This is a genomic window from Micromonospora sp. NPDC005257 (genome assembly GCF_042872445.1).
GTDB lineage: Bacteria > Actinomycetota > Actinomycetes > Mycobacteriales > Micromonosporaceae > Micromonospora.
Window position 1 is genome coordinate 299,849 of sequence record NZ_JBIAKL010000006.1, and the last position, 11,871, is coordinate 311,719.

Sequence of the window (11,871 nt, forward strand, 5' to 3'; positions counted from 1 at the left end):
CACCAGGGAGGCAACCCTCATGGCTACCACTCTGCTGCGTAAGACCGTTCTCACCGCCGCCGGCATCGCCGGTGGCATCGCCGGGCCCGCGATCGCCGCCCACGCCGCCCCCGCGCAGAACACCACCAGCGTGGTGGCCGACCGCAAGGGCCACGGCGAGCGGGAACTCGACGTCCGCTACGAAGCCCAGCCCAACTTCTACTTCTGCGGCCCCGCCGCCGCCCGCAACGCCCTGTCTGTACAGGGCAAGAACATCGACGTGCACGCCATGGCCCGCGAAATGGGCACCACCGAGAACGGCACCGACAGCATCAACGACATCACCCCGGTGCTGAACAAGGAGACCGGCGCCAAGGACGCCTACAAGTCCGTCGAGATCGCCACTCCCAAGGCCGACGACAAGCAGACCGACACCCTGCGCGCCGACGTGGTCAAGACCGTCGACGCCGGCCGGGCCGTGGTCGCCAACATCGCCGGCACCGCCACCGACACCGACGGCACCACCCACTCCTTCGAAGGCGGCCACTACATCAGCGTCATCGGCTACCGCGACAACGGCAACACCGTCACCATCGCCGACAGCGCCAACCCCAATACCGCCACCTACCGGATGAGCATCGACAACCTCGCCGACTGGATCGCCACCCGCGGCTACAGCACCAGCTAAGAACCACCACCGGAAGGGCCCGACCCCACCACAGGCCACCACAGGGGCCGGGCCCTTTCCGCGTGCCTCAGGATTCGGCGAGGACGGCCAGGATCGCCTCGCCGTACTTGGCGAGCTTGTTCTCGCCGACGCCGTTGACCCGGGACAGCTCGGCCAGCGAGGCCGGCGGCTCGGCGGCGATCTGCCGCAGGGTCGCGTCGTGGAAGATGACGTACGCTGGCACGCCCTGCTCCTTGGCGGTGGCCGCGCGCCAGGCGCGGAGCCGGTCGAAGACGGGCGCGGCGGCGGGGGAGAGGTCGGCGACCACCGTGGCCGCGCCCCGCGGCTTGGCGGACCGGCCGGCCGCCGGACGTTCCGGCTCCTTGCGCAGGGTGACCGTACGGCGGCGGCCGAGCACGTCCGCGCTGGCCTCGGTCAGCGCCAGCGTGCCGTAGTCGCCCTCGACGGCGAGCAGCCCTTCGGCGAGCAGTTGCCGCACCACGCCGCGCCACTCGGCCTCGCGCAGCTCGGTGCCGATGCCGAAGGTGCTCAGCGCGTCGTGGCCGTGCTGGTCGATCTTGTCGGTGTGCTTGCCGAGCAGGATGTCGATGCTGTGCCCGGCGCCGAACCGCTGGTTGCGTTCGCGGTCGAGCCGGTAGACGGTGGAGAGCAGCTTCTGCGCGGCGACCGTGCCGTCCCAGGACTCCGGCGGTTCGAGGCAGGTGTCGCAGTTGCCGCAGTCGGCCACCCCGGTCTCGCCGAAGTATTCGAGCAGCTGGGCGCGGCGGCAGCGGACCGTCTCGCAGAGCGCCAGCATCGCGTCCAGGTGGGCGGCGAGGTTGCGCCGGTGCGCGAGGTCGCCCTCCGACGTCTCGATCATCTTGCGCTGCTGCACCACGTCCTGGAGCCCGTACGCCAGCCAGGCCGTGGACGGCAGCCCGTCGCGCCCGGCGCGGCCGGTCTCCTGGTAGTAGCCCTCGACCGACTTCGGCAGGTCGAGGTGGGCGACGAAGCGTACGTCGGGCTTGTCGATGCCCATGCCGAAGGCGATGGTGGCGACCATGACCAGGCCGTCCTCGCGCAGGAAGCGCTGCTGGTTGGCGGCGCGGGTCGAGGCGTCCAGCCCGGCGTGGTAGGGCAGCGCGGAGATGCCGTTGGCGACGAGGAACTCGGCGGTCTTCTCCACCGAGGCCCGGGACAGGCAGTAGACGATGCCGGCGTCGCCCGGGTGCTCGTCGCGCAGCAGGCTCAGCAACTGGCGGCGCGGCTCCCGCTTGGGCACGATGCGGTACTGGATGTTGGGCCGGTCGAAGCTGGCCACGTAGTGCCGGGCCTCGGTGAGCCGCAGCCGGGTGGCGATCTCGGTGCGCGTCGCCCGGGTCGCGGTGGCGGTCAGCGCGATCCGCGGTACGTCCGGCCACCGCTCGTGCAGCATCGACAGGTTGAGGTAGTCGGGGCGGAAGTCGTGCCCCCACTGCGAGACGCAGTGTGCCTCGTCGATGGCGAACAGGGCGATCCGGCCGCGTTCCAGCAGGCCGAGCGTGGACCGCACGGCCAGCCCTTCCGGGGCGAGGTAGAGCAGGTCCAGCTCACCGGCGAGGTAGGCCGCCTCGACCCGGCGTCGCTGCGCGGGATCCTGGGTCGAGTTGAGGAACCCCGCCCGGACGCCGACCGCGGTGAGCGCGTCGACCTGGTCCTGCATGAGCGCGATCAGCGGTGAGACGACGATGGCCACGCCGTCGCGGACCAGCGCGGGGATCTGGTAGCACAGCGACTTGCCGCCACCGGTGGGCATGAGCACCAGCGCGTCGCCGCCGGCCACCACGTGTTCGACGACCTCCTGCTGGAAGCCGCGGAAGGCGTCGTACCCGAAGACCCGGCGCAGCACCTGAAGCGCGTCACCGGCCGGTGGGGAACCGGTCGGTGGGGAGCCGGTCGGTGGGGAGCCGGTCGGTGGTGAGGTGGTCCGCTCGTCGGTGGGGGAGACCATCCGCGCAGTCTACGAGCGTCCCCCGACAGCGCCTCTCCGGCGAGCCGTCACGAAGGCGGCGAACTGTTCCGGTCGTCACCCCGTGGAATCCCCGGCCGGGTCGCAGCCGTTAGAGTCGCTGATTGACCATGCGCGGCCGGCCGGCCGCGGCGCCACGGCTGGGGGTAGCGGGTGAGCGAGGCGCGTACAGCGGGTGACCTGGGGCCGACCGGGGCGGAGACGACGCCGGTGCGACCGGCGTCGGCCGAGTCGGACACCTCCCTGGTGGTGGTGACCGGCCTGTCCGGCGGCGGGCGCAGCACCGTGGCCCGGGCGCTGGAGAACGTCGGCTACTACGTGGTCGACAACCTGCCCCAGGCGCTGCTGCTGGACATGGCCGAGCTGGCGTTCAAGGCCGGCGGTGCGGCCCGGCGTACGGCGATGGTGCTGGACGTGCGCTCGCGCGCGTTCTCCACCGACCTCGCCGGGGCGATCCGGGAGCTGCGCGAGCGCGGCTTCCAGCCCCGGGTGGTCTTCGTCGACGCCGACGACGAGGTGCTGATCCGCCGGTTCGAGAGCGTGCGCCGCTCGCACCCGTTGCAGGGCGACGGGCGGCTCGCTGACGGCATCGCCGTCGAGCGGACGCTGCTGGAGGAGGCCCGCGAGCAGGCCGACGTGATCATCGACACCAGCCACCTGAACGTGAACCAGCTGCGCCGCCGGGTCGAGGAGCTGTTCGGCGGCGAGGACGCCCGCCGGCTGCGGATCACCGTGATCTCGTTCGGATTCAAGTACGGCCTGCCGCCGGACGCCGACTTCGTGATGGACGCCCGGTTCCTGCCCAACCCGTACTGGGTGCCGGAGCTGCGCGAGCACACCGGTCGGGAGGAGGGGGTCAGCGCGTACGTGCTGGGCCAGGAGGGCGCCGAGGCGTTCGTGGCCGGCTACGCCGACCTGGTCAACGCGACCACCGCCGGGTTCGAGCGGGAGGGCAAGCGCTACCTGACCGTGGCGGTCGGCTGCACCGGCGGCAAGCACCGCAGCGTGGCCATCGCCGAGGAGCTGGCCTCCCGGCTGCGCCACTCCGGCATCGCCGCCAACGCCCAGCACCGGGACCTGGGGCGGGAGTGACCCCGACCAGGGTGGTCGCCTTCGGCGGCGGGCACGGGCTCTCGGCGTCGCTGCGGGCGCTGCGGCACTGCGTACCCGAGCTGGACCTGGACATCACCGCGGTGGTCACCGTCGGCGACGACGGCGGCTCCAGCGGCCGGTTGCGCGCCGAGCGTGGCGGCCTGCCGCCGGGCGACCTGCGCCAGGCGCTGGTCGCGCTGGCCGGCGACCACCCGGCCACCCGGCGCAGCGCCGCGTTGTTCCAGCACCGCTTCGCCGCCGCCGTGCCGCAGGCGCCGACGCTCGCCGCGCCGGTGCCGGTCGTGGTCGGCGACTCGCTGGCCGGCCACGCGGTCGGCAACCTGCTCCTGCACGGGCTCACCGAGCTGCTCGGCGACCCGGTGGCCGCGCTCGACCACGCCGGGGCGATGCTCGGCGCGGTGGGGCGGGTGCTGCCGATGTCCCGCCAGCCGGTGGGCATCGAGGCCCGGGTCCGCGGCGCCGACCCGGAGCACCCGGACGAGGTGTCGACCGTGCGCGGGCAGCACCAGGTGGCGGTCACCCCCGGCACCGTCGAGTCGCTGCGGCTCAGCCCGTCCGCGCCGGCCGCGTGCGCCGAGGCGGTGACGGCGGTACGCGCCGCGGACTGGCTGATCTTCGGGCCGGGAAGCTGGTACACGAGCGTGCTGCCGCACCTGCTCGTGCCGGGCCTGGCCGACGCGATCGTGTCCAGCCCGGCGCGGCGGCTGGTGACGCTCAACCTGGTGGCCGAGAACGAGACCTCGGGGCTCTCCCTGCCCGACCATCTGGACACCCTGCGGCGCTATCTGCCCGAGCTGAAGGTGGACCAGGTGCTCGCCGACTCCACGGCGGTGGGTGATCCCGCGCCGGTCGAACGTGCGGCAGAATCGCTTGGTGCCCGGCTGGTCCTCGCTCCCGTCGCCGTCCTCGACGGCACGCCCCGTCATGATCCAGCCGCGTTGGGCGCCGCGCTGGTGCCTGTCCTGCGCGCCGATCGTTAGACACGTACGTAATCACCGGCGACACGCCGGAACCGGTCCGTGAGGGGGCGCACTATGGCGATGACGGCTGCGGTCAAGGACGAGCTGAGTCGGGTCGACGTGCCCAAGCCCTGCTGTCGGCGGGCGGAGATGGCCGCCCTGCTGCGTTTCGCGGGTGGCCTGCACATCGTGTCGGGTCGCGTCGTGGTCGAGGCGGAGCTGGACACCGGCGCGGTGGCCCGCCGGCTGCGGCGGGAGATCGCCGAGGTCTACGGCTACCCGAGCGAGATCCACGTGCTCGCCTCCGGCGGGCTGCGCAAGGGCAGCCACTTCATCGTGCGGGTGGTCAAGGACGGTGAGGCGCTCGCCCGGCAGACCGGCCTGCTCGACGTGCGGGGCCGCCCGGTGCGCGGCCTGCCGCCGCACGTGGTGGCCGCGAACGTCTGCTGTGCCGTGTCGGCCTGGCGGGGCGCGTTCATGGCGCACGGCTCGCTCACCGAGCCGGGCCGCTCCAGCGCCCTGGAGATCACCTGCCCCGGTCCGGAGTCCGCGCTGGCGCTCGTCGGCGCGGCCCGCCGTATCGGCATCACCGCGAAGAACCGCGAGGTGCGCGGCGTGGATCGGGTCGTGGTCAAGGACGGCGACGCGATCGCCGCGCTGCTCACCCGCATCGGCGCGCATTCCAGCGTGCTGGCCTGGGAGGAACGCCGGGTACGCCGGGAGGTGCGCGCCACCGCGAACCGGCTGGCCAACTTCGACGACGCCAACCTGCGCCGTTCCGCGCGTGCCGCGGTGGCCGCCGCCGCCCGGGTGACCCGCGCGCTGGAGATCCTCGCCGACGACGCGCCGAACCACCTGACCTCGGCCGGCCGGCTGCGCCTGGAGCACCGCCAGGCGTCGCTGGAGGAACTGGGCGCGCTCGCCGAGCCGCCGCTGACCAAGGACGCCATCGCCGGCCGGATCCGCCGGCTGCTCGCGCTGGCCGACAAGCGTGCCCGTGACCTGGGCATCCCGGATACGGAAGCGGCAGTCACACCGGACATGCTCGTGGTCTGATAGGACTCGGGCGGCAGCGCACCGCGAGCGGGATCACCACCCGCCGCAGCGCGACGCCGCGCGCTCGGATATGGTCGCTGCGTACGGCAAGGGGGCCGCGCACAGGCATCCCTCGCCGTGCTCACCGCCTCGGGCGGTCAGGTCTCCAGGACCGCGGCGGGGTGGCCGAGATGACATGTCGACGGCCGGCTCCAACGGTCGGCGCACACACCTCCGCCGGCCGCGGTCTGGCGCCGGCGGACCAGAACGCGAGGAGATGGGACCTGTGACCATCCGGGTTGGCATCAACGGCTTCGGCCGGATCGGCCGCAACTTCTTCCGGGCAGTGCTGGCGTCCGGCGCTGACATCGAGGTCGTGGCGGTCAACGACCTGACCGACAACGCGACGCTCGCCCACCTTGTCAAGTACGACAGCATCCTGGGCCGCCTTCCGCACGAGGTGAAGGCCACCGCCGACGAGATCACCGTGGGCGGCAAGACCATCAAGGCGTACGCCGAGAAGGACCCGGCCAAGCTGCCGTGGGGCGAGGTCGGCGCCGACGTGGTCATCGAGTCCACCGGCTTCTTCACCGACGCCACCAAGGCGAAGGCGCACCTCGACGGCGGGGCCAAGAAGGTCATCATCTCCGCGCCGGCGAAGAACGAGGACTTCACCGTGGTCATGGGCGTCAACCAGGACCAGTACGACCCGGCCAAGCACAACATCATCTCGAACGCCTCCTGCACCACCAACTGCCTCGCGCCGATGGCGAAGGTCCTGCAGGACACGTTCGGCATCAAGCAGGGCCTGATGACCACCATCCACGCGTACACGCAGGACCAGAACCTGCAGGACGCCCCGCACAAGGACCTGCGCCGGGCCCGGGCCGCCGCGCTGAACATCGTGCCGACCTCGACCGGCGCCGCGAAGGCCATCGGCCTGGTGCTGCCGGAGCTCAAGGGCAAGCTGGACGGCTACGCGCTGCGCGTGCCGATCCCGACCGGCTCGGCGACCGACCTGACCGTGGAGGTCGGCCGGGAGACCACCGTGGACGAGGTCAACGCCGCGCTCAAGGCCGCCGCCGAGGGCCCGCTGCGGGGCATCCTCAGCTACAACGAGGACCCGATCGTGTCCTCCGACATCGTGACCGACCCGGCGTCGTGCATCTTCGACGCGCCGCTGACCAAGGTGATCGGCAACCAGGTCAAGGTCGTCGGCTGGTACGACAACGAGTGGGGCTACTCGAACCGCCTGGTCGACCTGGTCAAGCTGGTCGGTCAGTCCCTGTGAGTGCGAGGACCGAGCTTGCGAGCCCCGCAGTCACGAACGGAGGGCTAGCTCTGTGACGATCCGTAACCTCGACGACCTGCTCGCCGAGGGGGTGTCGGGTCGGCGTGTGCTGGTGCGCGCCGACCTGAACGTCCCGCTCGACAAGCAGACCGGGGACATCGCCGACGACGGCCGGATCCGGGCCGTCCTGCCGACGCTGAGCGCGCTGGTGCAGGCCGGCGCGAAGGTGGTCGTCTGTTCGCACCTGGGCCGCCCGAAGGGCGCGCCCGACCCGCAGTTCAGCCTCCGTCCGGTCGCCGGGCGGCTCGGTGAGCTGCTCGGCGCCCCGGTGCGCTTCGCCGAGGACACCGTCGGCGACTCGGCGCGCTCCACCGTGGAGGGGCTGGCCGACGGCCAGGTCGCGCTGCTGGAGAACCTGCGTTTCAACAAGGGTGAGACCAGCAAGGACGACGCGGAGCGGGGCGCGTTCGCCGACCAGCTCGCCGCGTTCGGCGACGCCTACGTCGACGACGCGTTCGGCGCGGTGCACCGCAAGCACGCCAGCGTGCACGACGTGCCGGCCCGGCTGCCGCACTACGCCGGCCGGCTGGTGCTGCGCGAGGTCGAGGTGCTCAGCCGCCTGACCGGCGAGCCGGAGCGGCCGTACGTGGTGGTGCTGGGCGGCTCGAAGGTCTCCGACAAGCTGGCCGTGATCGAGGCGCTGCTGCCGACAGTGGACCGGCTGCTCATCGGCGGCGGCATGTGCTTCACCTTCCTCAAGGCCCAGGGCCACGAGGTGGGCACGTCGCTGCTGGAGAAGGACATGGTCGAGACCTGCGGCAACCTGATGGAGCGCGCGCCGGGCAAGATCATGCTCCCGGTCGACGTGGTGGTCGCCGACGCGTTCGCGCCGGACGCCGCGCACGACACCGTGCCCGCCGACGGCATCCCCAGCCACCGGCTGGGCCTGGACATCGGCCCGGAGACGGTGGCCGGCTTCGCCGCGGCGCTGTCGCAGGCGAAGACCGTCTTCTGGAACGGCCCGATGGGCGTGTTCGAGATGGCGGCGTTCGCCAACGGCACCCGGGGCGTGGCCGAGGCGATCACCAAGGCCGACGCGTTCAGCGTGGTCGGCGGCGGCGACTCGGCCGCGGCGGTGCGCGCGTTGGGCCTGGACGAGTCCTCGTTCGGGCACATCTCCACCGGTGGCGGCGCCTCCCTGGAATACCTGGAGGGCAAGACCCTCCCCGGCATCGCGGCCCTGGAGAACTGAATGGCGAGCACGACCCGCCGGCCGCTGATGGCCGGCAACTGGAAGATGAACCTGAACCACCTCGAGGCCAACCTGCTGGTGCAGAAGCTGGCCGCGAGCCTGAACGAGAAGCAGCTCACCGACGTCGAGTGCGTGGTGCTGCCGCCCTTCACCGATCTGCGTACCGTGCAGACCGCTGTGGACGGCGACAAGCTGCTGATCGGCTACGGCGCGCAGGACCTGTCGCCGCACCCGTCGGGCGCCTACACCGGTGAGATCGCCGGGCCGATGCTCGCCAAGCTGGGCTGCGGCTACGTGGTGGTCGGCCACTCCGAGCGGCGGCAGTACCACCACGAGAACGACGCGCTCGTCAACGCGAAGGTGGCGGCGGCGCTGGCGAACGGGCTCACCCCGATCCTCTGCATCGGCGAGGGCCTGGAGGTCCGGGAGCGGTCGGGTCAGGTGCGGCACTGCTGCGACCAGCTCGACGGCGCGCTGAAGGGGCTCACCGCCGAGCAGGTCACCAAGGTGGTCGTGGCGTACGAGCCGGTCTGGGCGATCGGCACCGGCAAGACGGCGACGCCGGAGGACGCCCAGGAGGTCTGCGGCGCGGTGCGCAAGCGCATCGCCGAGACCTACGACGAGGGCACCGCCGCGCAGGTCCGGATCCTGTACGGCGGGTCGGTCAAGGCGTCGAACGTCGCCGCGATCATGGCGCAGCCGGACGTGGACGGGGCTCTGGTCGGGGGCGCGAGCCTGGACGCGGAGGAGTTCGCGCAGATCTGCCGGTTCCCGGAGCACACCGCCCGCTGATCGCTCGCTATCCTTGACGCTGCCCGTCCACCGGTCGGTGCCGCAGTGCCCGACAGGTCCGGGCAGTGATCGCAACGAGAGGACTGACCCCCGCCATGCCGATCTGGTTCGCCTACACGATGATCACGTTGCTGGTCATCACCAGCGTGCTGCTCGTCCTGCTGATCCTCCTGCACCGCGGTAAGGGCGGCGGGTTGTCGAGCATGTTCGGCGGCGGCGTCAGCTCCAGCCTGGCCGGTTCGTCGGTGGCCGAGAAGAACCTCGACCGCTACACCGTTCTGGTGGGAATCGTCTGGTTCGCGTGCATCGTCGGGCTCGGCCTCTGGCTGCGGCTGCAGATGGCCAGCGGCACCTGAGCCGGCGCTGAGAAGCGTACAATCTGCGCGCGGTCCGTCACGGACCGCGCGCAGTTTTGTTTCTCCGCGCGTCGCCCGTCGCCGACCCCCTCCGGCGGCGGTCCCCTCCGACGACAGGGAGCGAGCAACAGTGCCCAGCCACAACGTCATCCGCGGCACCCGCATCGGGTCCGCCCCCGAGCGGTTCGACCAGCGGGTCGAGCCCGCGCCTCGCCGGCCGGTCGTCTACTGGTGCCGCCACGGGCACCGGGTCGAGTTCCTGATCGCCGCCGAGGCGGAGACGCCCGCCACGTGGGAGTGCCCCCGCTGCGGCGAGCCCGCCGGCCCCGACCCGGGCGACCCGCCGGGCCGCCAGCGCGCCGAGCCGTACAAGACCCATCTGGCGTACGTGCAGGAGCGGCGCACCCCGGAGGAGGGGGAGGCGCTGCTCGCCGAGGCCCTGGACGCGCTGCGCCGACGTCGCGGCCGCGCCTGACCCCGAGGTGTCGAGAAGGGGCCCCTTCTCGACGTGAGACGTCGAGGAGGGGCCCCTTCCTACCCGCTCAGCGGAGGCTGCGCAGGCGTGGCGGCACGTTCGCCGCCGCAGCCCGGTCGAGCAGCCAGAGGGTACGGGAGACGCCCTGCACCCCGGCGGCCGGCAGCTGCACCGGCCCCGCCCCGGCCAGCGCCATGCCGACCGCCCGGGCCTTGTCCGCCCCGGCGGCGATCAGCCACACCTCCTCGGCCGTGTTGATCGTCGGCAGGGTCAGCGTGGTCCGCACCGGCGGTGGCTTCGGGCTGCCCCGTACCGCGCTGACGGGCCGGTTGTCGTGGTGCACCGGGTGCTCGGGGAACACCGACGCCACGTGCCCGTCCTCGCCGACGCCGAGCATCAGCACGTCGAAGTGCGGCACGAGCGCGTTACCGGGCCGGGCCGCCGTCGCGAGTTCCCGCGCGTACCCGGCGGCTGCCGCCTCCGGGTCGTCGCCGGCCGGGCCGTCCGACGCCGGCATCGGGTGCACCCGGGCCGGGTCCAGCGGCACCGAGTCCAGCAGGGCCGCACGCGCCTGCGTCTCGTTGCGCTCCGGGTCGCCGGCCGGCAGGAACCGCTCGTCGCCCCACCACACGTCGACCCGGGACCAGTCGACCGCGTCCCGGGCGGGCAGCTGCCCGACCGCTCGGTACACCGCCGCGGCGATCCGCCCGCCGGTCAGGACCACCGACGCCTGGCCGCGCCCAGCCTGCGCGTCGAGCAGCTTCACCACCAACCGGGCCGCCACCGCCTGCGCGAGCAGGTCGGGGTCGGCGTGTACGGCGACACTCGCCTCAGTCATCCGTCGTGCCCTCGTGTTCCGACCGCCCGCCGGCGGTCTCCTGTGCCTTCGACCGCCCGGCCCGGGCGGTCACTCGTTAGCTGTCGCGCCCGCGTGCGCGGTCACGCCGGCCTCGGCCCGCTGGGCGGTCGCCGGGTCCTTCCACACGTGCACCCGCTGGACCGGACGCTGGTCGAGCCCGGTGATCCCGGCGGCGGCGCCGAGCGCCTCCGCGTACACCTGGTCGGCGTCGAGGCGGCGCAGCTCCTCGGCCAGTTCGTCGCCGAGCGGCCGGCGGACCAGCGGCAGCGTGCGGTCCTCCTGGCCGGTACGCCGGAACACCGCGATGCTGTCGTCCCGGGTCAGCGTCAGCTCGTCGCCGTTGGCGCAGCGCAACTGCACCTGGCGCATCCGCGGGAACTCGTCGGTCGCGGTCAGGACCGGGTCGATGCCGAGCCGGGCCTTGAGCCAGCCGCGCATCAGCGCCGCCGTCGGGTCCGACGGGGGCGCCACCAGGCTCGCCTCGGTGACCCGGGCCTGGGTGGTGTCGAACGCGCCCGCCACGAGCGTGCGCCACGGGGTGATCCGGGTCCACGCCAGGTCGGTGTCGCCCGGGGCGTAGTCGTGCGCCCGCTGCCGCAGCGCGGCGATCGGGTCGGCCGCCTGCGCCGCGTCGGTGATCCGCCGGTCCGCGACCACGCCGAGGAAGTCGGTGGAGATCTCCTCCGGCGGTTCGCCGTGCCACCAGGTCACCACCGGCACGTCCGGCACCAGCAGCGGCATCACCACCGACTCGGCGTGCAGCGCGAGCCGCCCGTACATCCGGGTCACCACCGCCTCGCACGGACCGAGCCGGCCACCCACGACGATCTCCGCGTCCAGCCGGTTGCGGTCCCGCTCCACGTCGGAGCGCACCACCACGAGCAGGCGGCACGGATGCGCCGCCGCGGCGATGGTGGCCGCCGCCTCGGCCTCGCGTACCCGCTTCTCGTCCACCACCACGATCAGCGTGAGCGCCATGCCACTGGCCACCCCGCCCGCGCTGCGCCGTTCCGCGGCCAGCGCCTTGACCACCTCGTTGCCGGTGGTGTCCCACAGCCCGATCATCGGAGCCTCCTGGTTCGCTC

12 protein-coding genes are annotated in these 11,871 nt (G+C 72.8%); 9 read left to right on the forward strand and 3 right to left on the reverse strand.

The features are described 5' to 3' along the window. The first annotated feature begins 19 nt into the window (after nt 1–19). The gene (locus tag ACFYO8_RS15735; RefSeq protein WP_387257286.1) at nt 20–667 is read left to right on the forward strand and encodes a C39 family peptidase; all 648 of its coding nucleotides are present in this window, start codon (nt 20–22) and stop codon (nt 665–667) included. Nucleotides 668–734: 67 nt separating this feature from the next. On the opposite strand, the gene recQ is transcribed toward ACFYO8_RS15735, so the two are convergent. Beyond that, nucleotides 735–2,636, reverse strand: coding sequence for a DNA helicase RecQ (gene recQ, locus ACFYO8_RS15740; protein WP_387189565.1), 1,902 nt, complete (start codon nt 2,634–2,636; stop codon nt 735–737). Nucleotides 2,637–2,864: 228 nt separating this feature from the next. On the opposite strand from recQ, the gene rapZ reads away from it, so the two are divergent. From rapZ to ACFYO8_RS15780, 8 genes are all read left to right on the forward strand, one after another. After that, the gene (rapZ, locus tag ACFYO8_RS15745; protein ID WP_354872831.1) at nt 2,865–3,746 is read left to right on the forward strand and encodes an RNase adapter RapZ; all 882 of its coding nucleotides are present in this window, start codon (nt 2,865–2,867) and stop codon (nt 3,744–3,746) included. Next, nucleotides 3,743–4,747, forward strand: a complete 1,005-nt coding sequence (gene yvcK, locus ACFYO8_RS15750; RefSeq protein ID WP_354872675.1) for a uridine diphosphate-N-acetylglucosamine-binding protein YvcK — start codon at nt 3,743–3,745, stop codon at nt 4,745–4,747. Before rapZ ends, yvcK begins: the two co-directional genes overlap by 4 nt. Before the next feature lie 54 nt (nt 4,748–4,801). Next, nucleotides 4,802–5,782: a DNA-binding protein WhiA gene (gene whiA, locus ACFYO8_RS15755; RefSeq protein WP_018788213.1), complete on the forward strand. Its 981-nt coding sequence runs from the start codon at nt 4,802–4,804 to the stop codon at nt 5,780–5,782. A 265-nt stretch (nt 5,783–6,047) separates the two neighbouring features. Further along, complete coding sequence (gap, locus tag ACFYO8_RS15760; protein ID WP_355094228.1) at nt 6,048–7,052, forward strand: type I glyceraldehyde-3-phosphate dehydrogenase; 1,005 nt, start codon at nt 6,048–6,050, stop codon at nt 7,050–7,052. Nucleotides 7,053–7,104: 52 nt separating this feature from the next. Beyond that, on the forward strand, nt 7,105–8,304 hold the full coding sequence (locus ACFYO8_RS15765) for a phosphoglycerate kinase (RefSeq protein WP_354872670.1): 1,200 nt from the start codon (nt 7,105–7,107) through the stop codon (nt 8,302–8,304). Next, nucleotides 8,305–9,096, forward strand: coding sequence for a triose-phosphate isomerase (tpiA, locus tag ACFYO8_RS15770; protein ID WP_354872668.1), 792 nt, complete (start codon nt 8,305–8,307; stop codon nt 9,094–9,096). It abuts the gene before it with no gap. A gap of 95 nt (nt 9,097–9,191) precedes the next feature. Then, nucleotides 9,192–9,452 carry a preprotein translocase subunit SecG gene (gene secG, locus ACFYO8_RS15775; RefSeq protein ID WP_018788217.1) on the forward strand — a complete coding sequence of 87 codons (261 nt, stop codon included), beginning with the start codon at nt 9,192–9,194 and terminating at the stop codon, nt 9,450–9,452. Between the two features lie 130 nt (nt 9,453–9,582). Next, nucleotides 9,583–9,927, forward strand: coding sequence for an RNA polymerase-binding protein RbpA (locus ACFYO8_RS15780; protein WP_354872666.1), 345 nt, complete (start codon nt 9,583–9,585; stop codon nt 9,925–9,927). 67 nt (nt 9,928–9,994) lie between these two features. Here the strand turns inward: ACFYO8_RS15780 and pgl are convergent, their stop codons facing one another. Both pgl and ACFYO8_RS15790 read right to left on the reverse strand, forming a co-directional pair. After that, the gene (gene pgl / locus ACFYO8_RS15785; protein WP_354872663.1) at nt 9,995–10,765 is read right to left on the reverse strand and encodes a 6-phosphogluconolactonase; all 771 of its coding nucleotides are present in this window, start codon (nt 10,763–10,765) and stop codon (nt 9,995–9,997) included. 69 nt (nt 10,766–10,834) lie between these two features. Continuing rightward, nucleotides 10,835–11,851 carry a glucose-6-phosphate dehydrogenase assembly protein OpcA gene (locus ACFYO8_RS15790; protein ID WP_354872660.1) on the reverse strand — a complete coding sequence of 339 codons (1,017 nt, stop codon included), beginning with the start codon at nt 11,849–11,851 and terminating at the stop codon, nt 10,835–10,837. Between the last annotated feature and the right edge of the window lie 20 nt (nt 11,852–11,871).